The organism is Isoptericola sp. NPDC057559 (assembly GCF_042801555.1).
Lineage (GTDB): Bacteria > Actinomycetota > Actinomycetes > Actinomycetales > Cellulomonadaceae > Isoptericola.
In genome coordinates this window covers 103,542-126,892 of sequence record NZ_JBHVFQ010000003.1, presented here as the reverse complement: position 1 = coordinate 126,892, position 23,351 = coordinate 103,542, and the positions used below count along the sequence as shown (strand labels likewise).

Here is a 23,351-nt window from a genome sequence, read left to right as displayed (position 1 = left end):
CCACGGACTGCTATCAGCGGGCCTTCTTCTTGCCCGCCACGGTGCGCTTCGGACCCTTGCGGGTACGCGCGTTGGTCTTGGTGCGCTGACCGCGCACCGGGAGGCCGCGGCGGTGGCGCAGGCCCTGGTAGGTGCCGATCTCGACCTTGCGGCGGATGTCGGCGGCGACCTCGCGACGCAGGTCACCCTCGAGCTGGAAGTTGCCCTCCAGGTAGTCGCGCAGGGCGACGAGCTGGTCGTCGCCGAGGTCCTTGACCCGCAGGTCCGGGTTGATCCCGGTCGCGGCCAGCGTCTGCTGGGCGCGGGTACGGCCGACGCCGTAGATGTAGGTGAGCGCAACCTCGAGCCGCTTCTCGCGGGGGAGGTCAACGCCGATCAGACGTGCCATGTGCCTTCCGGCTCCTGTACTTCGTCCAGAGGTCTGCCGCACCGCCCTCCCGCGAAGACCGCGGGCCCCGGCCCCTGGACCGGAGGTTCCTCTCGACGTGCCCCGCGAGGGGCGCCGCTCCGGAAGAGCGGGGTCGAGGTTCGTGGTGGTGCGCTTCGGCTGACGGCGAGCGCGCCGTCAGCGGGTGGCTGCGATCAGCCCTGGCGCTGCTTGTGGCGCAGGTTCTCGCAGATCACCATGACGCGACCGTGCCGGCGGATCACCTTGCACTTGTCGCAGATCTTCTTGACGCTCGGCTTGACCTTCATCAGTGTTCCTCCGCCGCCGCACGCGCGCCGGCAGGTGCCGGCGCCCCGACGGCGCTCGATGGGGTGGTGGTTACTTGTAGCGGTAGACGATCCGACCGCGGGACAGGTCGTACGGGCTGAGCTCGACCACGACACGGTCCTCCGGGAGGATCCGGATGTAGTGCTGACGCATCTTGCCCGAGATGTGTGCGAGGACCTTGTGGCCGTTCGCAAGCTCCACACGGAACATCGCGTTCGGCAGGGCCTCGACCACGCTGCCCTCGATCTCGATGACGCCGTCCTTCTTTGCCATGTCCTCCGCTAACTCTCGTCTGGCCCCGGGCGCCCGTCAGCAGCGTGACGGAGGTCCGGATGTCGTGCGTGCCGCCTGCTCACCCTCGTCCCGACCGACCGGCGTTCACGCCGGTGCGGTGCTGGTCTGCAGCGCCAGTGTGAGGGGCTGCATCGAGGAACTGCCGAACGGACTACACCCGACAGAACATCGTACCTGATCGCACCAGGAGCTGCGAACGCGGTCCCGAGGGTGGTGCGTCACACCTCGAGGCTCACGGGCTCGACCTCGAACGGCGCGAGGCCGGCGCGGCCCCCGTCGACCGCGGTCAGCACGCTGATGCCGTCCTCGAGCACGGCGACGGTGTGCTCCCAGTGCGCGGCCCGCGACCCGTCCTCGGTCACGACCGTCCAGTCGTCCTCGAGCACCCGCGTCGCCCCGCTCCCCCGCGTCACCATCGGCTCCACCGCCAGGCACATGCCCGGGCGGAGCCGCGGCCCGCGGTCCGAGGTACGGAAGTTCACGATGTCCGGCGGCTGGTGCATCGCGGTGCCGATGCCGTGCCCGACGTAGTCCTCGACGATGCCGTACTCGACGCCCGAGGCCCCGCCCGCCAGCTCCACGGCGATCTCGACCGCGGTCCCGACGTCGTTGAGCTTCTTGCCGCCCGCGAGGGCGGCGATCCCGGCCCACATCGCGGCCCGCGTGGCGCGGACCAGGTCGAGGTCGGCGGCGTCGACGCCGGGGGCGTCCGCCGGCTCGTCGACGTCGAGGGCGCCGTCCGGGCCGAGCACGATGCTCAGCGCGGAGTCGCCGTGCCAGCCCTCGACGATCGCGCCGCAGTCGAGCGAGACGACGTCACCGACCTCGAGGACGCGCGCACCCGGGATGCCGTGGATGACCTCGTCGCCGACGGACACGCAGATCGTCGCCGGGTAGCCCTGGTAGCCGAGGAACGAGGGCGTGGCCCCCGCGTCGGCGATGGCGCGCGCGGCGACCTCGTCGAGGTCGGCCGTCGTCATGCCGGGCCGGGCGGCCGCGCGCACGGCGTCCAGCGCCGACGCGACGACCAGGCCGGCGCGCCGCATGACGCGCACCTGCTCGAGCGTCTTGAGCTCGACGCGCTCGCGCGAACCGAAGATCATGGCGTGCGCGACCTCAGCCGAGCTCTGCGGCCAGCGCCTGGACGATGCGCTCGGTGACCTCGGAGACCTCGCCGATGCCGTCCACCTGGGCCAGCAGGCCGCGCTCCGAGTACGCCGCCGTGAGCGGCGCCGTCTGCTCGTCGTAGATGTCGAGGCGACGGGCGATCGCGTCCGGGGTGTCGTCGTCGCGGCCCTCGATCTCGGCGCGCTTGGCGATGCGGGACAGCAGCTCCTCGCGCGCGGCGGTGAGCTCGATGACGCCGTCGAGCTCCCAGCCCAGGTCGCCGAGGATCGCGTCGAGCGCCTCGACCTGGTGCGCGTTGCGCGGGTAGCCGTCGAGCAGGAACCCGACCTTCACGTCGTCCTCGCCGAGGCGGGAGCGGACCATCTGGTCCGTGACCTCGTCCGGGACCAGGTCGCCCTTGGCGCTGTACTCCTGCGCGAGCTTGCCCAGGTCCGTGCCGCCCTTGATGTTGGCGCGGAAGATGTCGCCCGTCGAGATGGCGGGGATGCCGAACAGCTCGGCGAGGCGCGCGGCCTGCGTGCCCTTGCCCGCGCCCTGCGGCCCCATGATCACCAGGCGTGTCACCCGCGCCTCGGCGCTGGGGGCGCCGTGGAGCTCGCGGCGGGTGGTCGGCGTCGCACCGGTGGTGCCGCCTTCGTTCGTCTCGGTCAACGGAGGAACCCTTCGTAATGGCGCTGCTGGAGCTGGGAGTCGATCTGCTTCACGGTCTCGAGGCCGACACCGACGATGATCAGGATCGAGGTACCGCCGAACGGAATGTTCGTGGTGACCCCCAGCACGACGAGCACGATCGTGGGGATGAGCGCCACGATCGCGAGGTAGATCGAGCCCGCGGACGTGATGCGCGTGATCACGTAGTCCAGGTACTCGGCCGTGGGCCGGCCCGCGCGGATGCCCGGGATGAAGCCGCCGTACTTCTTCATGTTGTCCGCGACCTCGTCCGGGTTGAACGTGATCGACGTGTAGAAGAACGCGAAGAAGATGACCATCAGCACGTACAGCACGATGTACAGCGGGTCGGACTGCTGGACCAGGTTGTTGGAGATCCACACCACCCAGCCCGCGGACTGGTCACCGAACTGCGCGAGCAGGCCGGGGATCGCGAGGATCGACGCCGCGAAGATGACCGGGATGACGCCGGCCATGTTGATCTTGATCGGGATGTAGGTGCTGGTGCCGCCGTACATGCGGCGACCCACCATCCGCTTCGCGTACTGCACCGGGATGCGGCGCTGCGACTGCTCGACGAACACGACGAGGCCGACCACGATCACGATCACCGCGATCATCACGATGAAGTTCAGCGGGCCGTTCGAGCCACCGGCGATCGACCACAGGGCGGACGGGAAGTTCGCCGCGATCGACGTGAAGATGAGCAGCGACATGCCGTTGCCGACGCCGCGCTCGGTGATCATCTCGCCGAGCCACATGACCAGGCCGGTACCGGCCGTCATGGTGATGACCATGAGCGTGGCCGTCATGAAGCTGTCGTCGGCGATGACGTCGACGTTGCAGCCCGGGAACAGCATCCCCGTGCGGGCGGTGGTGATGATCGTGGTCGACTGCAGGATCGCGAGGGCGATCGTCAGGTAGCGCGTGTACTGCGTGAGCTTCGACTGCCCCGACTGGCCCTCCTTGTGCAGGGCCTCGAAGCGAGGGATGACCACCCGCAGCAGCTGCACGATGATGCTCGCGGTGATGTACGGCATGATGCCGAGCGCGAAGATCGAGAGCTGCAGCAGGGCTCCGCCGCTGAAGACGTTGACGAGCCCGAGCAGCGACGTGCTGCCCTCGAGGGCCGCGACGCACTGCTGCACGTTGCCGTAGTCGACACCGGGTGTGGGCACGAGGGACCCCACCCGGAAGAGCGCCATGATCGCGATCGTGAACAGCAGCTTGCGCCGCAGGTCCGGTGTCCGGAAAGCCCGGCCGAATGCGCTGAGCACCTATCCTCCTGGCCCGCCGCGGCGGGTTGTCGTGTCGCCGGGGACCGGCGAGGTGTGGCGCGAGCACCCGACGCCGCGGCCCGGGGGCCACGTCGCCGTCACGCCGACTCGGTCATGGTCCGGCCAGGGAGACCCCGACCTCGTCGCCACCCGCCCGAAGAAGCGGGTGCGCAGCGCGGACCGTGACGGATTCTACGTGCCCGGGACGAGTGAGCCAGACCACACGCCATATACCGGCGGCCTGACGGCCGGTGCACGCCGAGAGCACACAGGGCCGGCAGCGCGTGTGCGCCGCCGGCCCTGTGAGCGGATGTCAGTCCTCGGAGACCGTGCCGCCGGCCGCCAGGATCTTGTCCTTGGCGGAGCCGGAGACGCGGTCGACCGTGACGTCCAGCTTGACGGTGATCTCGCCCGTGCCGAGCACCTTCACCGGCTGACCCTTGCGGACCGCGCCCTTGGCGACGAGGCCCTCGACGGTGACGGAGCCACCCTCGGGGTACAGCGCGGCGAGCTTGTCCAGGTTGACGACCTGGTACTCGACGCGGAACGGGTTCTTGAACCCACGGAGCTTCGGGAGGCGCATGTGCAGAGGCATCTGCCCGCCCTCGAAGCGCGTGGGGACCTGGTAGCGAGCCTTCGTACCCTTGGTACCGCGACCCGCCGTCTTACCCTTCGACGCCTCACCGCGACCCACACGGGTCTTCGCGGTCTTGGCGCCGTCGGCCGGACGCAGGTGGTGGACCTTGAGCGGCTGCACCTTCTCGGTGTTGTCGGCCATGATCACTCGACCTCCTCTACGGTGACGAGGTGCGCCACCGTGGTGACCATGCCACGGATCTCCGGACGGTCCTCCTTCACGGCGGTGTCGCCGATCCGCTTGAGGCCGAGGGTCCGCAGCGTGTCACGCTGGTTCTGCTTGCCGCCGATGGCGGACTTGACCTGGGTGACCTTCAGACGAGGCATCACGCACCCACCTTCTCGCCCGACTTCTCCGCCTTGGCGGCAAGTCCGGCAGCCTGCGCACGCAGGAGCGCGGCCGGGGCCACGTCCTCGAGCGGCAGGCCACGGCGGGCGGCCACGGCCGCCGGCTCCTCGAGGCCCTTGAGGGCCGCGACGGTCGCGTGCACGATGTTGATCGAGTTCGACGAACCGAGCGACTTGCTCAGCACGTCGTGGATGCCGGCGCACTCCAGCACGGCGCGCACCGGACCACCGGCGATCACACCGGTACCCGGCGAGGCCGGACGCAGGAACACGACGCCGGCGGCCTTCTCACCCTGGATGGGGTGAGGGATGGTGCCCTGGATGCGGGGGACGCGGAAGAAGTTCTTCTTCGCCTCCTCGACACCCTTGGCGATCGCCGCGGGCACCTCCTTGGCCTTGCCGTAGCCGACACCGACGGTGCCGTCGCCGTCGCCCACCACGACCAGCGCGGTGAAGCTGAAGCGACGACCGCCCTTGACGACCTTCGAGACGCGGTTGATCGTCACCACGCGCTCGACGAAGGCGTTCTTGTCGGCCTGGTCGCGGCCACCGCCACGGCGGTCGTCACGACGACCGCCACCGCCGCCGCGGCGGCCGTCGGTCTTGTTGGACTCGTTGGCGCCCTGGGGGGCGCCGGTGCGCTGCCCTGCAGCCATCAGAGGATCCTCATCTTCCGTGCGAAATCGCGGACGTCGGCCATCACAGCTCCAGCCCCGCTTCCCGGGCGCCGTCGGCGACCGCAGCCACCCGACCGTGGTACTTGTTGCCACCGCGGTCGAAGACCACGGTCTCGACGCCGGCGGCCTTGGCACGCGCGGCGACGAGCTCGCCGACCTTGCGGGCCTTCGCGGTCTTGTCGCCGTCGAGGGCACGCAGGTCCGCCTCGAGGGTCGAGGCGGAGGCGACGGTCTTGCCGACCGTGTCGTCCACGATCTGCGCCACCATGTGGCGCGAGGAACGGGTCACGACGAGGCGCGGACGCGTCGCGGTGCCCTTGATCTTCTTGCGCAGGCGCAGGTGACGGCGCTGACGAGCGACGGCCTTGCCCTTGCCCAGAACCTTGAGAGCCATCACTTACCAGCCTTTCCGACCTTGCGGCGGACGACCTCGCCGGCGTATCGCACACCCTTGCCCTTGTAGGGCTCGGGCTTGCGGATCTTGCGGATGTTCGCTGCGACCTCGCCGACCTGCTGCTTGTCGATGCCGGCCACCGAGAACTTGGTGGGGCTCTCGACCGCGAAGGTGATGCCCTCCGGCGCCGTGACGGTCACCGGGTGCGAGAAGCCGAGGGCGAACTCGAGGGTCTGCCCCTTCGCGGCGACGCGGTAACCCGTGCCGACGATCTCGAGCTTCTTCTCGTAGCCCTGGGTCACACCGGTGACGATGTTGGCCAGGAGGGTGCGGGTGAGGCCGTGCAGCGCACGGGACTTGCGCTCGTCGTCCGGGCGCGACACCACGAGGGTGCCGTCGTCCTGGGCGACGGTGATGGGGGTGGGCACCGTGTGCTCCAGGGTCCCCTTCGGGCCCTTGACGGTCACGAGCGCACCGCTGATGGTGACGTCCACGCCGGCCGGGACCGGAACGGGGAGCTTGCCGATTCGAGACATGGCGATTCTCCTTTCCGGATTACCAGACGTAGGCGAGGACTTCGCCGCCGACGCCCTTGGCCTGGGCCTGACGGTCGGTCAGCAGGCCGGAGGACGTGGACAGGATCGCCACGCCGAGGCCGCCGAGGACCTGAGGCAGGTTGGTGGACTTCGCGTAGACGCGGAGGCCGGGCTTCGACACGCGGCGGACGCCGGTGAGGGCGCGCTCGCGGCTCGGGCCGTACTTGAGGGTCAGGGTGAGGGACTTGCCGACCTTCGCGTCCTCGACGCTCCAGTCGGTGATGTACCCCTGCGCCTGCAGGATCTCCGCGATGTTCGACTTCAGCTTCGAGTGCGGCATGGTGACCGTCTCGTGGTGCGCCGAGTTCGCGTTACGCAGACGCGTGAGCATGTCTGCGATGGGGTCTGTCATGGTCATTGGGCTCCAGCCCTTCCTCGCCGGGGTATCCGGGCGATACGTCAGTACCGCCCGGACCTACGGCGTAGTGGTTTTACCAGCTGCTCTTGGTGACGCCGGGGAGCTCGCCGCGGTGGGCCATCTCCCGCAGGCAGATCCGGCACAGGCCGAACTTGCGGTAGACCGAGTGCGGACGGCCGCAGCGCTGGCACCGGGTGTAGGCGCGGACCGCGAACTTCGGCTTGGCGGCCGCCTTGTTGATCAGGGCCTTCTTCGCCATGTCAGTTCTGCTCCTTGAAGGGGAAGCCGAGACGACGCAGCAGGGAGCGGCCCTCGTCATCGGTCGTCGCCGTGGTCACGACCGTGATGTCCATGCCGCGGACGCGGTCGATCTTGTCCTGGTCGATCTCGTGGAACATCGACTGCTCCGTGAGACCGAAGGTGTAGTTGCCGTGCCCGTCGAACTGCTTCGGGCTCAGGCCGCGGAAGTCGCGGATACGCGGCAGCGCGATCGACAGCAGGCGGTCGAGGAACTCCCACATCCGGTCGCCGCGCAGCGTGACGTGCGCACCGATCGGCATGCCCTCACGCAGCTTGAACTGCGCGATGGACTTCTTCGCCCGCGTCACCTGGGGCTTCTGCCCCGTGATCGCGGTGAGGTCGCGGATCGCGCCCTCGATGAGCTTGGAGTCCTTCGCCGCGTCACCGACACCCATGTTCACGACGATCTTGGTCAGACCGGCGACCTGCTGGATGTTCTGGTGGCCGAACTCCTCGCGCAGCGCCGCGATGATGTCCTCGCGGTACTTCTGCTTGAGGCGCGGGGTGGCCGGGGCCTCGAGAGTGGTCTCGGTCATCAGATGTCCTTCCCGGAACGCTTGGCGACGCGCACACGGACGGTGCGGGTACGGCCGTCGCGCTCGACCTGCTCGGTACGGAACCCGACGCGCGTGCCCTTCTTGGTCTCCGGGTCGACGATCATCACGTTCGAGACGTGGATCGGCGCCTCGACGGTCTCGATGCCACCCGTGCGGGTGCCGCGAGCCGTCTGGCCGGCCTTGACGTGCTTGGTGACGCGCTGCACGCCCTCGACCACGATGCGGTCGGAGTCCTTGAAGACCTCGAGCACGCGGCCCGTCTTGCCCTTGTCGCGACCGGCGATGACGATCACCTGGTCGCCCTTCTTGATCTTCGCCATGGTCAGAGCACCTCCGGCGCCAGCGAGACGATCTTCATGAACCGCTTGTCGCGCAGCTCGCGCCCGACCGGGCCGAAGATGCGGGTGCCGCGGGGCTCACCGTCGTTCTTGAGGATGACGGCGGCGTTCTCGTCGAACTTGATGTAGGAACCGTCGGGACGACGGCGCTCCTTGGCGGTCCGGACGACGACGGCCTTGACCACGTCGCCCTTCTTCACGTTGCCGCCGGGGATCGCGTCCTTGACGGTGGCGACGATCGTGTCGCCGATACCGGCGTAGCGACGGCCGGATCCACCGAGAACACGGATGCAGAGAATCTCCTTGGCACCCGTGTTGTCGGCGACCCGCAGTCGCGACTCCTGCTGGATCATCGATTGATCTCCTGTCGTCGAGCTGGTTCTCGTCCCGAGAGGTCCCGGGCGAGCCTTGCCGAACGGATAGTTGCTGAGGTGGTCGGGGCGGGCCGCATACGTGTGTCACGGCCCACCCCGGCCGAAGGTCAGAAGACCTTCTGGATCACTTGGCCTTCTCGAGGATCTCCGTCAGGCGCCACCGCTTGGTCGCGGACAGCGGACGGGTCTCCATGATCTCGACCAGGTCGCCGATACCGGCGGAGTTCTGCTCGTCGTGCGCCTTCACCTTGGTGGTGGTGCGCAGGACCTTGCCGTACAGCGGGTGCTTCTTGCGGTCCTCGACCTCGACGACGATGGTCTTGTCCATCTTGTCGCTGACGACGTAGCCACGACGCACCTTGCGCGTACCGCGCTCGGTCGCGTCAGCGGCCACCGCGTTGGTGTTCTCGCTCATCGATGCCTCACTCACTCACGCTCGGGGCCGTGCGGATACCGAGCTCGCGCTCGTGCAGGACCGTGTAGATCCGCGCGATGTCGCGCTTGACGGCCTTGATCCGACCGTGGGACTCCAGCTGGCCGGTGGCCGACTGGAAGCGGAGGTTGAACAGCTCCTCCTTGGCCTTCTTCAGCTCGGCGACGAGCTTCTCGTCGTCGAAGCCATCGAGGTCAGCGGGGGCCAGGCCCTTGGTTCCGACTGCCATCAGTTAGCACCACCCTCGCGCACCACGAAACGGCACTTCATCGGGAGCTTGTGGATCGCGCGGCGCATGGCCTCACGGGCCAGCTCCTCGTCGACACCCGCCAGCTCGAAGACGATCCGGCCGGGCTTGACGTTGGCGACCCACCACTCGGGCGAACCCTTACCGGAACCCATGCGGGTCTCGGCGGGCTTCTTGGTCAGGGGACGGTCCGGGTAGATGTTGATCCAGACCTTGCCGCCACGCTTGATGTGGCGGGTCATCGCGATACGAGCAGCCTCGATCTGGCGGTTCGTGACGTAGGCCGGCTCGAGAGCCTGGATGCCGAAGTCGCCGAACGCGATCGTGGTGCCACCCTTGGCGGCGCCGGAGCGCTTGGGGTGGTGCTGCTTGCGGTGCTTGAGCCTGCGGGGGATCAGCATGCTCAGGCCTCCGTTCCGGACTCGGGGGCCGCAGCCTGCTCCGGCGCCGGGGCCGCGTCGGACGCGGGGGCGCTGTCGGCGGCCGGCTGGGCCTGACGCTCGGGACGACGACCGCCACCGCGGCGCTCCCCACGCTCCGGCCCACGTCCACGACCCTGACGGGGCGCGGCGGTGGCCTGCTGCGCGGCGAACTCCTTCTCGGTCATGTCGCCCTTGTAGATCCACACCTTCACGCCGATGCGGCCGAAGGTGGTGCGGGCCTCGTAGAAGCCGTAGTCGATGTTCGCGCGCAGCGTGTGCAGCGGCACACGACCCTCGCGGTAGAACTCCGACCGGCTCATCTCGGCGCCGCCGAGACGACCCGAGACCTGCACGCGGATGCCCTTGGCACCGGCGCGCTGCGCGGACTGGATGCCCTTGCGCATGGCGCGACGGAACGAGACGCGGCTCGCGAGCTGCTCGGCGATGCCCTGCGCGACCAGCTGCGCGTCGATCTCCGCGTTCTTGACCTCGAGGATGTTGAGCTGAACCTGCTTGCCCGTGAGCTTCTCGAGCTCGCCGCGGATGCGGTCGGCCTCGGCACCCCGACGACCGATGACGATGCCCGGACGCGCCGTGTGGATGTCCACGCGGACGCGGTCGCGAGTGCGCTCGACCTCGACCTTGGAGATGCCGGCCCGCTCGAGACCGGTGCTCATGAGCTTGCGGATCGCCACGTCCTCGCGGACGTAGTCGCGGTACCGCTGACCAGGCTTGGTGCTGTCGGCGAACCAGCGCGACCGGTGGTCGGTGGTGATGCCGAGGCGGTACCCGTGCGGGTGAACCTTCTGCCCCACTATCGGGCCCCTTCCTTCTGCTCACGCGGTGCGACGACCACCGTGATGTGGCTGGTGCGCTTGAGGATCTGGCTCGCACGCCCCTGCGCCCGCGGACGGAACCGCTTGAGCGTCGGCCCCTCGTCGACGAACGCCGCCGAGACGAAGAGCTCCGTCTCGTCGAAGCGCTCGCTGGCGCGGTCGGCCTTCACCCGGGCGTTCGCGACGGCGCTCTCCACAACCTTGCGGATCGGCTCGCTCGCTGCCTGCGGCGCGAACTTCAGCACCGCGACGGCCTCGGCGGCCTGCTTGCCACGGATGAGGTCCACGACGCGCCGGGCCTTCTGGGGCGTGACACGGACGAACCGCGCCTGCGCCTTGGCTTCCATTGCTGTCCTGCTTCCTTTTCTCAGACCGTCAGGGCCTGTCGTCCGGCTGACCCGGGGGTCAGCGGCGACGGCCCTTCTTGTCGTCCTTCACGTGGCCGCGGAAGGTTCGCGTGGGAGCGAACTCGCCGAGCTTGTGGCCGACCATCGCCTCGGTGACGAAGACCGGGGTGTGCTTCCGGCCGTCGTGCACGGCAAAGGTGTGACCGAGGAAGTCGGGCGTGATGACCGACCGACGGGACCAGGTCTTGATGACGTTCTTGGTCCCCTTCTCGTTCTGAGCGTCCACCTTCTTCTGCAGGTGGTCGTCGACGAAGGGGCCCTTCTTCAGGCTACGAGGCATCTGTCAGGCTCCTTTTCAGCGCTTCTTGCCGGTGCGGCGACGGCGGACGATCAGCTTGTCGCTCGGCTTGTTCGGGCGGCGGGTCCGGCCCTCGGGCTGGCCCCACGGGCTGACCGGGTGGCGACCACCGGAGGTCTTGCCCTCACCACCACCGTGCGGGTGGTCGACCGGGTTCATGACCACACCACGCACGGTCGGGCGGACGCCCTTCCAGCGCTTGCGGCCGGCCTTGCCCCAGTTGATGTTCGACTGCTCGGCGTTGCCCACCTCGCCGACCGTGGCGCGGCAGCGCAGGTCGACGTTGCGGATCTCGCCGGACGGCATACGCAGCTGGGCGTACGGGCCGTCCTTCGCGACGAGCTGCACGGAGGCGCCGGCGGAGCGGGCGATCTTCGCGCCGCCACCGGGGCGGAGCTCGACGGCGTGGATGACCGTACCGGTCGGGATGTTGCGCAGCGGCAGGTTGTTGCCGGGCTTGATGTCGGCGCCGGCACCGGCCTCGACGACGTCACCCTGCGACAGCTTGTTCGGCGCGATGATGTAGCGCTTCGTGCCGTCCGCGTAGTGCAGGAGCGCGATCCGAGCCGTGCGGTTCGGGTCGTACTCGATGTGCGCGACCTTGGCGGGCACGCCGTCCTTGTCGTGGCGACGGAAGTCGATGACGCGGTAGGCGCGCTTGTGGCCACCACCCTTGTGACGGGTCGTGATGCGGCCGGTGTTGTTGCGCCCACCGGTCTTGGACAGCGGTCGGACCAGAGACTTCTCCGGCTGCGAGCGCGTGATCTCGACGAAGTCGGCGACGCTGGAGCCGCGGCGGCCGGGCGTCGTCGGCTTGTACTTACGGATTCCCATGGGTTAGTCCTCGATCTGCTCTCTGCGCCTCAGGAAGCCGGACCGCCGAAGATGTCGATCGTGCCCTCACGGAGGGTCACGATCGCGCGCTTCGTGTCCTTGCGCTTGCCCAGGCCGAAGCGCGTGCGACGCGCCTTGCCCTTGCGGTTGATCGTGTTGACCGAGTCGACCTTGACGCCGAAGACCTGCTCGACCGCGATCTTGATCTCGGTCTTGTTGGCCCGCGGGTCCACGACGAAGGTGTACTTGCCCTCGTCGAGGAGGTTGTAGGACTTCTCGGAGACGACCGGCGCGATCAGGATGTCGCGCGGGTCCTTCGTCACGGCGGTCACTTGGTGGCCTCCTCGGTCTCGGCCGCCTCGGACTCCGTGGCGACGGCCTTCACGCTCTTGCCCGTGGCCGGGCCGGCGAGGAACGCGGCGAGCGCACCCTCCGTGAAGACGACGTCGTCGGAGACGAGCACGTCGTAGGTGTTGAGCTGGTCCGCCGTCAGCAGGTGGACCTGCTGGACGTTGCGGAGCGACTTGATCGTCAGCTCGTCCGAGCGCTCGGTGACCACGAGGACGTGCGTGCGCTCGGTGAGCGCGGCGATCGTCTTGACCGCGGTCTTGGTCGACGGCGCACCGTCGATGCCGAAGCCGGAGACCACGTGGACGCGGCCGGCGCGAGCCCGGTCGGACAGGGCACCGCGGAGAGCGGCGGCCTTCATCTTCTTCGGGGTCCGCTGGTCGTACTTGCGCGGCTGCGGGCCGTGGACGGTGCCACCGCCGGCGAACTGCGGGGCGCGGGTCGAACCCTGACGGGCGCGGCCGGTGCCCTTCTGCTTGTACGGCTTCCTGCCACCACCGCGGACCTCGCCGCGGGTCTTGGTGGAGTGCGTGCCCTGACGGGCGGCAGCGAGCTGCGCGACGACCACCTGGTGGATCAGCGGGACGTTGGTGTCGATGTCGAACACCTCGGCAGGAAGCTCGGCGTTGCCGGCCTTCTTGCCCTGGGCGTCGAGCACGTCGACGGTCTGGTTAGCCATGGGGGTCACGCACCCTTCGCGGCGCTACGCACGACGACGACGCCACCCTTGGGGCCGGGAACCGCGCCCTTGACGAGCAGCAGACCCTTCTCGGCGTCGACCGCGTGGACGGTCAGGTTCTGGACGGTCATGCGCTCGTGGCCCATGCGACCGGCCATCCGCAGGCCCTTGAACACGCGCGACGGCGTCGAGGCGCCACCGATCGAGCCGGCCTTGCGGTGGTTGCGGTGGGCACCGTGCGAGGCGCCGACACCGGAGAAGCCGTGGCGCTTCATGACACCGGCGGTGCCCTTGCCCTTGGTGGTGCCGACGACGTCGACCACGGTGCCGGCCTCGAAGGCGGCGGCGGTGATCTCCTGGCCGAGCGTGAACTCGGCGGCGTCCTCGGTCCGGACCTCGGCGACGTGACGGCGCGGCGTGACGCCGGCCTTCTCGAAGTGGCCCTTGAGCGGCTTGGTGACCTTGCGCGGGTCGATCTGGCCGGCGGCGAGCTGGACGGCCGCGTAGCCGTCGGCGTCCGCGGAGCGGACCTGCGTCACGACGTTGGTCGGGACGGCCACGACGGTGACGGGGACAAGACGACCGGCGTCGTCCCACAGCTGCGTCATACCGAGCTTGGTGCCGAGCACCGCGGTCACGTTCTTCTGCTGGTTGGTCATATCTATCCCAGCCTCAGAGCTTGATCTCGATGTTCACGTCGGCAGGCAGGTCGATACGCATGAGCGAGTCGACGGCCTTCGGCGTGGGGTCGATGATGTCGATGAGCCGCTTGTGCGTGCGCATCTCGAAGTGCTCGCGGCTGTCCTTGTACTTGTGAGGCGACCGGATGACGGTGAAGACGTTCTTCTCCGTCGGCAGCGGCACCGGACCCACGACCGTCGCACCAGCGCGCGTCACCGTGTCGACGATCTTGCGCGCCGAGCTGTCGATGACCTCGTGGTCGTAGGACTTGAGCCGGATGCGGATCTTCTGTCCCGCCATGGCGTCGTCTGACTCTCTCTCTCGAACCGCTACTGTCCGACCCCCGCGCTCGGGCGTGTCGCAGTTGTTGTCACAACAGTGCGGCGCACCCGGGCACACACCGTTCGGTGTGGGGCCGTTGATTGTGGTCCGCGGGGCGGACCACGACGTTTGTCTGGCCTGTCGAGACATGTGTCCCGCGGGGCGCTCTAGCGCGTCGACAGCCGGCAACCCCGCGACCCCTCTCCGGGAGGGGATCCGCTCCAGGCGACGCGGGCCGTTCCGGAGATCCGGACCGGCGCACGCACCGTGGTGCTACACACTGTTCGACACGAGAAAGAACGCGCCCGTGACAGGCAACCTGAACATCTTGCCACAGGGAACCCCGCGATTCCAAGCCGGAACGGGGTTCTTCCGCTGTGACGCCGGACGCACCGGAGGCCCGGGCCCTTGTCGGGGCCCGGGCCTCCGGTCCTTCAGGCGATCAGCTGAGGATCAGCAGATCACTTGATGATCTTGGTGACACGGCCGGAACCGACCGTGCGGCCACCCTCACGGATGGCGAAGCCGAGGCCCTCCTCCATGGCGATCGGCTGGATCAGCGCGACCGTCATCTCGGTGTTGTCGCCGGGCATGACCATCTCGGTGCCCTCGGGCAGCGTGATGACGCCGGTGACGTCCGTGGTACGGAAGTAGAACTGCGGACGGTAGTTCGAGTAGAACGGGTTGTGACGCCCACCCTCGTCCTTGCCCAGGATGTAGACCTGAGCCTCGAAGTCGGTGTGCGGGGTGATCGAACCCGGCTTCACGACGACCTGGCCGCGCTCGACGTCCTCGCGCTTGATGCCGCGCAGGAGCAGACCGGTGTTGTCGCCGGCCTGGGCCTGGTCCATCTGCTTGTGGAACGTCTCGATACCGGTGACCGTGGTCTTCTGCGGCTCGCGGATACCGACGATCTCGACCTCGGAGTTGACGTCGAGCGTGCCACGCTCCACCTTGCCGGTCACGACGGTGCCGCGGCCGGTGATGGTGAAGACGTCCTCGATCGGCATGAGGAACGGCTTGTCGAGCTCGCGCACGGGGTCGGGGACGTTCTCGTCCACGGCCTCCATGAGCTCCAGGATCTTCTTGGTCCACTCGGGGTCACCCTCGAGGGCCTTGAGGCCGGAGACGCGGACGACGGGCGCGTTGTCGCCGTCGAACTCCTGCGACGACAGCAGCTCGCGGACCTCCATCTCGACGAGCTCGAGGATCTCCTCGTCGTCGACCATGTCGGCCTTGTTCAGCGCGACGAGCAGGTAGGGCACGCCCACCTGGCGGGCCAGCAGCACGTGCTCGCGCGTCTGGGCCATCGGACCGTCGGTCGCGGCGACCACCAGGATCGCGCCGTCCATCTGGGCGGCACCGGTGATCATGTTCTTGATGTAGTCGGCGTGACCCGGAGCATCGACGTGCGCGTAGTGACGCTTGGGCGTCTCGTACTCGATGTGCGCGATGTTGATCGTGATGCCGCGCTGCTTCTCCTCCGGCGCGGCGTCGATCTCGTCGAAGTTGCGCTGCGTGTTCGCCGGCAGGTCGGGGTACGTGTCCGCGAGCGTCTTGGAGATCGCGGCGGTGAGCGTGGTCTTGCCGTGGTCCACGTGCCCGATCGTGCCGACGTTGACGTGCGGCTTGGTCCGCTCGAACTTGGCCTTAGCCACTGGGGTCCTCCTGGGAAATGGGTAGATGTTCCGAACGTTGCAGGTGTCGGCCGATCAAGCCGTAACCCTGCGGGCGTTGCGGTTTCCTACAGGTTGATGGTTGTGCTAGGTCGTCGACCTGTGGGGACTCACTCGCCCCGGGTCTTCTTGATGATCTCGTCAGCAACGTTGCGAGGAACCTCGGCGTAGCTGTCGAACTGCATCGAGTACACCGCGCGGCCCTGCGTCTTGGAACGCAGGTCGCCGATGTACCCGAACATCTCGCTCAACGGTACCTGGGCGCGCACGACCTTGACACCGGTCGCGTCCTCCATGGACTGGATCATCCCACGACGCGAGTTGATGTCACCGATCACGTCGCCCATGTACTCCTCGGGCGTCCGGACCTCGACGGCCATGACGGGCTCGAGGATGACCGGGTCGGCCCGCTTGATGCCCTCCTTGAAGACCATCGAGCCGGCGATCTTGAACGCCATCTCCGAGGAGTCGACGTCGTGGTAGGCGCCGTCGAGCAGCGTGGCCTTGACCCCGACCACGGGGAACCCGGCCAGCACGCCCTGCTGCATCGCCGACTGGATGCCGGCGTCGACGGACGGGATGTACTCGCGCGGGATGCGACCACCGGTGACGGCGTTGGCGAACTCGTAGAGCTCACCCTCCGCCGTCTCGAGCGGCTCGAAGGTCACCTGGACCTTCGCGAACTGGCCCGAGCCACCGGTCTGCTTCTTGTGCGTGTAGTCGATCTTCTCCGCGGCGCGGCGGATCGTCTCGCGGTACGCCACCTGCGGCTTGCCGACGTTGGCCTCGACCTTGAACTCGCGACGCATGCGGTCGACGAGGATGTCGAGGTGGAGCTCGCCCATGCCGCCGATGACGGTCTGGCCGGTCTCCTCGTCCAGCTTGACGCGGAAGGTCGGGTCCTCCTGGGCGAGCTTCTGGATCGCCGTGGAGAGCTTCTCCTGGTCGGCCTTCGTCTTCGGCTCGATGGCCACGTCGATGACCGGCTCGGGGAAGGTCATCGACTCGAGGATGACCGGGTTCGCCGGGTCGCACAGCGTGTCACCGGTGGTGACGTCCTTGAGGCCGATGAACGCGTAGATGTGGCCGGCGTGCGCCTCTTCGACCGGGTTCTCCTTGTTGGAGTGCATCTGGAAGAGCTTCCCGATGCGCTCCTTCTTGCCCTTGGTCGAGTTCTGGACCTGCGCGCCCTGCGCGACCTTGCCCGAGTACACGCGCACGTAGGTGAGCTTGCCGAAGAACGGGTGCGTGGCGACCTTGAACGCGAGGGCCGAGAACGGCTCCGTCTCGTCCGGACGACGCTCGATGATCTTCTCCGCGTCCTTGACGTCGTGGCCCTGGACGGCCGGGACGTCGAGCGGGGTCGGCAGGTAGTCGATGACGGCGTCGAGCATGGGCTGGACGCCCTTGTTCTTGAACGCCGAGCCGCACAGGACCGGGAAGGCCTCGGACCGGATGACGAGCTTGCGGATGCCGGACTTGATCTCGGCGATCGAGAGCTCCTCGCCACCGAGGAACTTCTCGAGCAGCTCGTCGTCGGCCTCGGCGACGGCCTCGACGAGCTCGGCCCGGTACTGCTCGGCCTTCTCGACGAGGTCGGCCGGGATCTCCTCGACCGCGTACTCCTCGCCCATCTTGGTGTCGCCGCGCCACGTGAGCGCCTTCATCTCGAGGAGGTCGACGACACCCTCGAAGTCGTTCTCCGCCCCGATCGGGAGCTGGATGACGAGCGGCTTCGCCTTGAGGCGGTTGACGATCGTGTCGACCGTGAAGTAGAAGTCGGCACCCAGCTTGTCCATCTTGTTGACGAAGCAGATGCGCGGGACGTCGTACTTGTCGGCCTGGCGCCACACGGTCTCCGACTGGGGCTCGACGCCCTCCTTGCCGTCGAACACCGCGACAGCACCGTCGAGCACGCGCAGCGAGCGCTCGACCTCGACGGTGAAGTCCACGTGACCCGGGGTGTCGATGATGTTGATCTGGTTGTTCTTCCAGTAGCAGGTCGTCGCGGCGGACGTGATCGTGATGCCGCGCTCCTGCTCCTGCTCCATCCAGTCCATCGTCGACGCACCGTCGTGCGTCTCACCGATCTTGTAGTTCACACCCGTGTAGAACAGGATGCGCTCGGTGGTGGTGGTCTTGCCGGCATCGATGTGCGCCATGATGCCGATGTTGCGGACCTTGTTCAGGTCGGTCAGCACGTCGAGTGCCACGGTGTCTTACCCCTTGTCGGTGGAAGGTCGGGAGCCGGGCCGGAGGGCCGGCCCCCGGCCGGCTCCGGATCCGCGGACGGCCCCGGGGGTCACCCGGAGCCGTCCTGAGCGCATCACCAGCGGTAGTGCGCGAACGCCTTGTTCGAGTCGGCCATCTTGTGCATGTCCTCGCGGCGCTTCACCGCGGCACCGAGGCCGTTGGAGGCGTCGAGGATCTCGTTCATCAGGCGCTCGGTCATCGTCTTCTCGCGACGGGCGCGCGAGAAGTCGGTGAGCCAGCGCAGGGCGAGCGTCGTCGAGCGCACGGGGCGGACGTCGACGGGCACCTGGTAGGTGGCTCCACCGACACGGCGGGAGCGGACCTCGAGAGCCGGGCGGACGTTCTCCAGCGCGCGCTTGAGCACGACGACCGGGTCCTGGTCCGTCTTGGCACGGACACCCTCGAGGGCGCCGTAGACGATCGCCTCGGCGGTGGACTTCTTGCCGTCGAGCAGGACCTTGTTGATCAGCTGCGTGACGACGGGCGACCCGTAGACGGGGTCGACGATGAGCGGCCGCTTGGGGGCCGGACCCTTGCGAGGCATCAGGCCTTCTCCTTCTTCGCGCCGTACTTGCTGCGGGCCTGCTTGCGGTTCTTCACGCCCTGCGTGTCGAGCGCGCCGCGCACGATCTTGTAGCGGACACCCGGGAGGTCCTTCACGCGGCCGCCGCGCACGAGCACGATCGAGTGCTCCTGCAGGTTGTGGCCGACGCCGGGGATGTACGCCGTGACCTCGGTACCGGAGGACAGCTTGACGCGCGCGACCTTGCGGAGCGCGGAGTTCGGCTTCTTGGGGGTGGTGGTGTACACGCGCGTGCACACGCCGCGCCGCTGGGGGGAAGCCTTGAGGGCGGGCGTCTTCGACGCCGTGGCCTTCGTGCTCCGGCCCTTGCGGACGAGCTGCTGGATCGTAGGCACTACGTCTCCGTCGTCTTCTCGAGCTCTCGAGGGCCGGCCGGCCCTCGACGGTGGTCTGTCTGGCTTGTGCGTGCCGATCGCATGCGGCACCCGCGGCCCTCACGGACCGCAACGCCACTTACCACCGGCTCGATGGCCCGGGCCCGCTCCCCCGCCCTCACGGACGGTCCGAGCGATCTTCCCGGGGTACCTGTGCGCTCAGGTCGGCGACGCCTCCGGCAGCCGGCCCGAGCCGAAGGCTCTGGACTGACAGCGGGATGCGCGCGCGACGGCACGGGCACGGCTTCCAAGATTACCCGCGGAAGCAAGCGGGGTCAAAGGTGCAGGAGGGGCGCACGCTGTGACGTGCGCCCCTCCTGGGGACCAGCTGGTGCTCAGGACCGACGGATCAGCGGATCCAGGGTCCCGGCGGGTCCCCGCGGCGAAGCGAGGAGACCCGTGGGTTCTAGCGGAAGTCGCCGAAGTCGAGGTCCTCCAGCGGGATCGCCTCGCCCGAGCCCATGCCGAGCGTCGGGAAGTCGATCTCGTCGTACCCGAAGCTCGGGTAGAGCTCGGCCTTCGCCTGCTCCGTCGGCTCGACCTGGATGTTCCCGTAGCGGGGCAGGCCCGTACCGGCCGGGATGAGCTTACCGAGGATGACGTTCTCCTTGAGGCCCAGCAGCGGGTCACGACGACCGCTCATCGACGCCTCGGTGAGCACGCGGGTCGTCTCCTGGAAGGAGGCGGCCGACAGCCACGAGTCGGTGGCGAGCGACGCCTTCGTGATACCCATGAGCTCCGGACGGCCGGAGGCCGGCTGGCCACCCTCCGCCACGGCACGACGGTTCGCGTCCTCGAAGCGGACGCGCTCCGCGAGCTCACCCGGCAGCAGGTGCGAGTCACCCGAGTCGAGCACGGTCACGCGGCGCAGCATCTGCCGCACGATGACCTCGATGTGCTTGTCGTGGATGTCCACACCCTGCGAGCGGTAGGTCTCCTGGACCTCGTCCACCAGGTGCTTCTGCGTGGCACGCGGCCCGAGGATGCGGAGCACCTTCTTCGGGTCGACGGCGCCCTGGACCAGCTGGGTGCCGACCGTGACCTGCTGACCGTCCGTGATCAGCAGACGCGCACGCTTGGTCACCGGGTAGCGGATCTCCTCGCCACCGTCGTCCGGCGTGAGGACCAGGTGGCGCGTGCGCTCCGTGTCCTCGATGGCCACGGTGCCCGTGTACTCGGCGATCGGCGCCTCACCCTTGGGGGTGCGGGCCTCGAAGAGCTCGGTGACACGCGGCAGACCCTGCGTGATGTCCTCCGCGGAGGCGACACCACCGGTGTGGAAGGTACGCATCGTCAGCTGCGTGCCCGGCTCACCGATGGACTGCGCCGCGATGATGCCGACGGCCTCGCCGATGTCCACCAGCTTGCCGGTGGCCAGGGAGCGGCCGTAGCACTTGGCGCAGGTGCCGACGCGCGACTCGCAGGTCAGCACGGAGCGGACCTTGACGCTCTCGACGCCGGCGGCGATGACCTTGCCGATCACCACGTCGCCCGCGTCCGAGCCCGCCTCGGCCACCACGTTGCCGTCCGCGTCCACGACGTCCGTCGCGAACGTGCGCGAGTAGATGCTCGTCTCCACGCGCGGGTGCGGCGCCAGCACGTCACCGATGCGCTCGGCGACGGGCAGCGTCAGACCGCGCTCGGTGCCGCAGTCCTCCTCGCGGATGATGACGTCCTGCGACACGTCGACGAGACGACGGGTCAGGTAGCCCGAGTCAGCGGTACGCAGCGCCGTGTCGGCCAGACCCTTGCGGGCACCGTGCGAGGCGATGAAGTACTCGAGGACGGACAGGCCCTCGCGGTAGTTGGACTTGATCGGGCGGGGGATGATCTCGCCCTTCGGGTTCGCCACGAGGCCGCGCATACCGGCGATCTGACGGACCTGCATCCAGTTACCACGGGCGCCCGAGGACACCATGCGGTAGAGCGTGTTCCGCGAGTTGCTCTCGAGGTTCTCGCGCATGACCGACGCGATCTTGTCGGTGGCCTGCGTCCAGATCTCGATGAGCTCCTGGCGACGCTCGTCGTCGGTGATCAGACCCTTGTCGAACTGGTCCTGCACCTTGAGCGCACGCAGCTCGTGCTCGTCCAGGATCGTGTTCTTGATCTCCGGCATCGCCACGTCGGAGATCGCGATCGTGACGCCCGAACGCGTGGCCCACCGGTAGCCGGCGTCCTTCAGCGCGTCGAGCGACGTCGCGACGTCGACCTTGGGGTAGCGCTCCGCCAGGTCGTTGACGATCGTCGAGAGCTCCTTCTTGCCGACGACACCGTTCTGGAACGGGTAGTCGATCGGGAGCGCCTCGTTGAAGATCGTGCGACCCAGGGTGGTCTCGAACAGCAGCGGCTGCCCGGGCTCCCAGCCCTCGGGGGCCTCGAAGCCGCTGGTCGGCGGCACGAGGTCGGACATCCGCATCCTGATCGTGGCGTTGAGGTCGAGCTCACCGCGGTCGAGGGCCATGATCGCCTCGGCCTGCGAGGAGAACGCGCGCCCCTCCCCCACCCCACCGGGGCGGTCGGACGTGAGGTGGTGCAGGCCGATGATCATGTCCTGCGAGGGCATGGTCACCGGACGACCGTCCGACGGCTTGAGGATGTTGTTGCTCGAGAGCATGAGGATGCGGGCCTCGGCCTGCGCCTCCGCGCTCAGGGGCAGGTGGACCGCCATCTGGTCGCCGTCGAAGTCCGCGTTGAAGGCGGCGCACACGAGCGGGTGAAGGTGGATGGCCTTGCCCTCGACGAGCTGCGGCTCGAAGGCCTGGATGCCGAGGCGGTGCAGGGTGGGGGCACGGTTCAGCAGCACCGGGTGCTCCTGGATGACCTCCTCCAGCACGTCCCAGACCTCGCCGCGGGTGCGCTCGACCATGCGCTTGGCGCTCTTGATGTTCTGCGCGTGGTTCAGCTCCACGAGCCGCTTCATGACGAAGGGCTTGAACAGCTCGAGCGCCATCTGCTTGGGCAGACCGCACTGGTGCAGCTTGAGCTGCGGGCCGACCACGATGACCGAACGGCCCGAGTAGTCGACGCGCTTGCCGAGCAGGTTCTGACGGAACCGGCCCTGCTTGCCCTTGAGCATGTCGGAGATCGACTTGAGCGGGCGGTTGCCCGGCCCGGTCACCGGGCGGCCGCGGCGGCCGTTGTCGAACAGCGAGTCCACGGCCTCCTGGAGCATCCGCTTCTCGTTGTTGACGATGATCTCCGGCGCGCCGAGGTCGAGCAGGCGCTTGAGCCGGTTGTTGCGGTTGATCACGCGGCGGTACAGGTCGTTGAGGTCCGACGTCGCGAACCGGCCACCGTCGAGCTGCACCATCGGGCGCAGGTCCGGGGGGATGACCGGGACGGCGTCGAGCACCATCGCCGTGGGCGAGTTGGTCGTCGTGAGGAACGCGTTGACGACCTTCAGGCGCTTGAGCGCGCGCGTCTTGCGCTGGCCCTTGCCGGTGCGGATGGTCTCGCGCAGCGACTCGGACTCGGCCTCCAGGTCGAAGCTCTCGAGGCGCTTCTGGATCGCCGCGGCGCCCATCGAGCCCTCGAAGTACGTGCCGTACCGGTCGACGAGCTGGCGGTACAGCATCTCGTCGCCCTCGAGGTCCGCGACCTTGAGGTTCTTGAACCGGTCCCAGACCTGCTCGAGGCGGTCCAGCTCCGCGTCGGAACGCTTGCGGAGCTGCGCCATCTCGCGCTCGGCGGAGTCGCGCACCTTGCGGCGCGCGTCGGCCTTGGCACCCTCGGCCTCGAGCTCGGCCAGGTCGGCCTCGAGCTTCTGGGCGCGGGCGTTGATGTCGTTGTCGCGGCGGTCCGAGATCTCCTTCTTCTCCAGGTCGATCTCGTTCTGGAGGTTCGGGAGGTCCTCGTGGCGGGCCTCGTCGTCGACCCACGTGACCATGTAGGCCGCGAAGTAGATGACCTTCTCCAGGTCCTTCGGGGCCAGGTCCAGCAGGTAGCCGAGGCGCGACGGCACACCCTTGAAGAACCAGATGTGCGTGACCGGGGCGGCGAGCTCGATGTGACCCATGCGCTCACGACGCACCTTCGAGCGCGTCACCTCGACGCCGCAGCGCTCGCAGATGATGCCCTTGAAGCGCACGCGCTTGTACTTGCCGCAGTAGCACTCCCAGTCCCGGGTGGGGCCGAAGATCTTCTCGCAGAAGAGCCCGTCCTTCTCCGGCTTGAGCGTGCGGTAGTTGATGGTCTCGGGCTTCTTGACCTCACCGTGCGACCAGGCACGGATGTCGTCGGCCGTTGCCAGGCCGATACGCAGCTCGTCGAAGACGTTGACGTCGAGCAAGATGTCCTAC

General features: G+C 68.3%; 32 protein-coding genes. All 32 read right to left on the bottom strand.

What is annotated here, in order from left to right; translation table 11 throughout:
- Nucleotides 1–13 precede the first annotated feature (13 nt).
- Nucleotides 14–388 carry a 30S ribosomal protein S13 gene (gene rpsM / locus ACFU5J_RS05585; RefSeq protein WP_380321661.1) on the bottom strand — a complete coding sequence of 125 codons (375 nt, stop codon included), beginning with the start codon at nucleotides 386–388 and terminating at the stop codon, nucleotides 14–16.
- A gap of 194 nt (nucleotides 389–582) precedes the next feature.
- The gene (gene rpmJ / locus ACFU5J_RS05580) at nucleotides 583–696 is read right to left on the bottom strand and encodes a 50S ribosomal protein L36 (protein WP_009740505.1); all 114 of its coding nucleotides are present in this window, start codon (nucleotides 694–696) and stop codon (nucleotides 583–585) included.
- Nucleotides 697–766: 70 nt separating this feature from the next.
- Nucleotides 767–988, bottom strand: coding sequence for a translation initiation factor IF-1 (gene infA, locus ACFU5J_RS05575; RefSeq protein WP_012867920.1), 222 nt, complete (start codon nucleotides 986–988; stop codon nucleotides 767–769).
- 239 nt (nucleotides 989–1,227) lie between these two features.
- A complete protein-coding gene (gene map, locus ACFU5J_RS05570) occupies nucleotides 1,228–2,112 on the bottom strand; it encodes a type I methionyl aminopeptidase (protein WP_430574606.1) in 885 nt (294 codons plus the stop codon).
- A 13-nt stretch (nucleotides 2,113–2,125) separates the two neighbouring features.
- On the bottom strand, nucleotides 2,126–2,683 hold the full coding sequence (locus tag ACFU5J_RS05565) for an adenylate kinase (protein WP_430575354.1): 558 nt from the start codon (nucleotides 2,681–2,683) through the stop codon (nucleotides 2,126–2,128).
- A gap of 101 nt (nucleotides 2,684–2,784) precedes the next feature.
- Entirely contained in the window at nucleotides 2,785–4,083 is a 1,299-nt protein-coding gene (gene secY, locus ACFU5J_RS05560) for a preprotein translocase subunit SecY (protein ID WP_430574605.1), read from the bottom strand.
- Nucleotides 4,084–4,396: 313 nt separating this feature from the next.
- Complete coding sequence (gene rplO / locus ACFU5J_RS05555; protein WP_430574604.1) at nucleotides 4,397–4,861, bottom strand: 50S ribosomal protein L15; 465 nt, start codon at nucleotides 4,859–4,861, stop codon at nucleotides 4,397–4,399.
- A gap of 2 nt (nucleotides 4,862–4,863) precedes the next feature.
- Entirely contained in the window at nucleotides 4,864–5,046 is a 183-nt protein-coding gene (gene rpmD, locus ACFU5J_RS05550) for a 50S ribosomal protein L30 (protein WP_079573239.1), read from the bottom strand.
- Entirely contained in the window at nucleotides 5,046–5,723 is a 678-nt protein-coding gene (gene rpsE / locus ACFU5J_RS05545; RefSeq protein WP_430574603.1) for a 30S ribosomal protein S5, read from the bottom strand. The genes rpmD and rpsE overlap by 1 nt, the downstream gene beginning before the upstream one ends.
- A 43-nt stretch (nucleotides 5,724–5,766) precedes the next feature.
- Nucleotides 5,767–6,138 (bottom strand): 50S ribosomal protein L18, encoded by a 372-nt coding sequence (gene rplR / locus ACFU5J_RS05540; RefSeq protein ID WP_430574602.1) that lies wholly within the window; start codon nucleotides 6,136–6,138, stop codon nucleotides 5,767–5,769.
- Nucleotides 6,138–6,674, bottom strand: coding sequence for a 50S ribosomal protein L6 (rplF, locus tag ACFU5J_RS05535; protein ID WP_430574601.1), 537 nt, complete (start codon nucleotides 6,672–6,674; stop codon nucleotides 6,138–6,140). Before rplF ends, rplR begins: the two co-directional genes overlap by 1 nt.
- A gap of 19 nt (nucleotides 6,675–6,693) precedes the next feature.
- Nucleotides 6,694–7,092, bottom strand: coding sequence for a 30S ribosomal protein S8 (gene rpsH, locus ACFU5J_RS05530; RefSeq protein ID WP_430574600.1), 399 nt, complete (start codon nucleotides 7,090–7,092; stop codon nucleotides 6,694–6,696).
- Nucleotides 7,093–7,165: 73 nt separating this feature from the next.
- Nucleotides 7,166–7,351: a type Z 30S ribosomal protein S14 gene (locus tag ACFU5J_RS05525; RefSeq protein ID WP_069386379.1), complete on the bottom strand. Its 186-nt coding sequence runs from the start codon at nucleotides 7,349–7,351 to the stop codon at nucleotides 7,166–7,168.
- A gap of 1 nt (nucleotide 7,352) precedes the next feature.
- On the bottom strand, nucleotides 7,353–7,928 hold the full coding sequence (gene rplE / locus ACFU5J_RS05520) for a 50S ribosomal protein L5 (RefSeq protein ID WP_430574599.1): 576 nt from the start codon (nucleotides 7,926–7,928) through the stop codon (nucleotides 7,353–7,355).
- On the bottom strand, nucleotides 7,928–8,269 hold the full coding sequence (rplX, locus tag ACFU5J_RS05515; protein ID WP_430574598.1) for a 50S ribosomal protein L24: 342 nt from the start codon (nucleotides 8,267–8,269) through the stop codon (nucleotides 7,928–7,930). Before rplX ends, rplE begins: the two co-directional genes overlap by 1 nt.
- A 2-nt stretch (nucleotides 8,270–8,271) precedes the next feature.
- Complete coding sequence (gene rplN, locus ACFU5J_RS05510) at nucleotides 8,272–8,640, bottom strand: 50S ribosomal protein L14 (RefSeq protein ID WP_380321634.1); 369 nt, start codon at nucleotides 8,638–8,640, stop codon at nucleotides 8,272–8,274.
- Between the two features lie 145 nt (nucleotides 8,641–8,785).
- On the bottom strand, nucleotides 8,786–9,076 hold the full coding sequence (gene rpsQ, locus ACFU5J_RS05505) for a 30S ribosomal protein S17 (RefSeq protein WP_430578065.1): 291 nt from the start codon (nucleotides 9,074–9,076) through the stop codon (nucleotides 8,786–8,788).
- 7 nt (nucleotides 9,077–9,083) lie between these two features.
- Nucleotides 9,084–9,323, bottom strand: coding sequence for a 50S ribosomal protein L29 (gene rpmC / locus ACFU5J_RS05500; RefSeq protein ID WP_380321628.1), 240 nt, complete (start codon nucleotides 9,321–9,323; stop codon nucleotides 9,084–9,086).
- A complete protein-coding gene (gene rplP / locus ACFU5J_RS05495) occupies nucleotides 9,323–9,742 on the bottom strand; it encodes a 50S ribosomal protein L16 (protein WP_380244191.1) in 420 nt (139 codons plus the stop codon). Before rplP ends, rpmC begins: the two co-directional genes overlap by 1 nt.
- Nucleotides 9,743–9,744: 2 nt before the next feature.
- A complete protein-coding gene (gene rpsC / locus ACFU5J_RS05490; protein WP_430574597.1) occupies nucleotides 9,745–10,578 on the bottom strand; it encodes a 30S ribosomal protein S3 in 834 nt (277 codons plus the stop codon).
- Complete coding sequence (rplV, locus tag ACFU5J_RS05485; protein WP_079572426.1) at nucleotides 10,578–10,946, bottom strand: 50S ribosomal protein L22; 369 nt, start codon at nucleotides 10,944–10,946, stop codon at nucleotides 10,578–10,580. The genes rpsC and rplV overlap by 1 nt, the downstream gene beginning before the upstream one ends.
- Before the next feature lie 58 nt (nucleotides 10,947–11,004).
- Nucleotides 11,005–11,286, bottom strand: coding sequence for a 30S ribosomal protein S19 (gene rpsS / locus ACFU5J_RS05480; protein WP_075829208.1), 282 nt, complete (start codon nucleotides 11,284–11,286; stop codon nucleotides 11,005–11,007).
- Nucleotides 11,287–11,301: 15 nt separating this feature from the next.
- Entirely contained in the window at nucleotides 11,302–12,138 is an 837-nt protein-coding gene (gene rplB, locus ACFU5J_RS05475) for a 50S ribosomal protein L2 (RefSeq protein WP_380321622.1), read from the bottom strand.
- A gap of 29 nt (nucleotides 12,139–12,167) precedes the next feature.
- A complete protein-coding gene (rplW, locus tag ACFU5J_RS05470) occupies nucleotides 12,168–12,470 on the bottom strand; it encodes a 50S ribosomal protein L23 (protein ID WP_079572420.1) in 303 nt (100 codons plus the stop codon).
- Complete coding sequence (gene rplD, locus ACFU5J_RS05465) at nucleotides 12,467–13,165, bottom strand: 50S ribosomal protein L4 (RefSeq protein ID WP_430574596.1); 699 nt, start codon at nucleotides 13,163–13,165, stop codon at nucleotides 12,467–12,469. Before rplD ends, rplW begins: the two co-directional genes overlap by 4 nt.
- Before the next feature lie 5 nt (nucleotides 13,166–13,170).
- Nucleotides 13,171–13,824 (bottom strand): 50S ribosomal protein L3, encoded by a 654-nt coding sequence (rplC, locus tag ACFU5J_RS05460; RefSeq protein ID WP_416342460.1) that lies wholly within the window; start codon nucleotides 13,822–13,824, stop codon nucleotides 13,171–13,173.
- Between the two features lie 13 nt (nucleotides 13,825–13,837).
- Nucleotides 13,838–14,146, bottom strand: coding sequence for a 30S ribosomal protein S10 (gene rpsJ, locus ACFU5J_RS05455; RefSeq protein WP_013837837.1), 309 nt, complete (start codon nucleotides 14,144–14,146; stop codon nucleotides 13,838–13,840).
- Nucleotides 14,147–14,628: 482 nt separating this feature from the next.
- Entirely contained in the window at nucleotides 14,629–15,825 is a 1,197-nt protein-coding gene (gene tuf, locus ACFU5J_RS05450) for an elongation factor Tu (protein WP_430574595.1), read from the bottom strand.
- A gap of 128 nt (nucleotides 15,826–15,953) precedes the next feature.
- Nucleotides 15,954–18,056 carry an elongation factor G gene (gene fusA, locus ACFU5J_RS05445; protein WP_430574594.1) on the bottom strand — a complete coding sequence of 701 codons (2,103 nt, stop codon included), beginning with the start codon at nucleotides 18,054–18,056 and terminating at the stop codon, nucleotides 15,954–15,956.
- 113 nt (nucleotides 18,057–18,169) lie between these two features.
- Nucleotides 18,170–18,640, bottom strand: coding sequence for a 30S ribosomal protein S7 (rpsG, locus tag ACFU5J_RS05440; protein ID WP_430574593.1), 471 nt, complete (start codon nucleotides 18,638–18,640; stop codon nucleotides 18,170–18,172).
- Nucleotides 18,640–19,014 carry a 30S ribosomal protein S12 gene (gene rpsL / locus ACFU5J_RS05435; protein ID WP_430574592.1) on the bottom strand — a complete coding sequence of 125 codons (375 nt, stop codon included), beginning with the start codon at nucleotides 19,012–19,014 and terminating at the stop codon, nucleotides 18,640–18,642. Before rpsL ends, rpsG begins: the two co-directional genes overlap by 1 nt.
- A 445-nt stretch (nucleotides 19,015–19,459) precedes the next feature.
- Nucleotides 19,460–23,341, bottom strand: coding sequence for a DNA-directed RNA polymerase subunit beta' (locus tag ACFU5J_RS05430; protein ID WP_430574591.1), 3,882 nt, complete (start codon nucleotides 23,339–23,341; stop codon nucleotides 19,460–19,462).
- Between the last annotated feature and the right edge of the window lie 10 nt (nucleotides 23,342–23,351).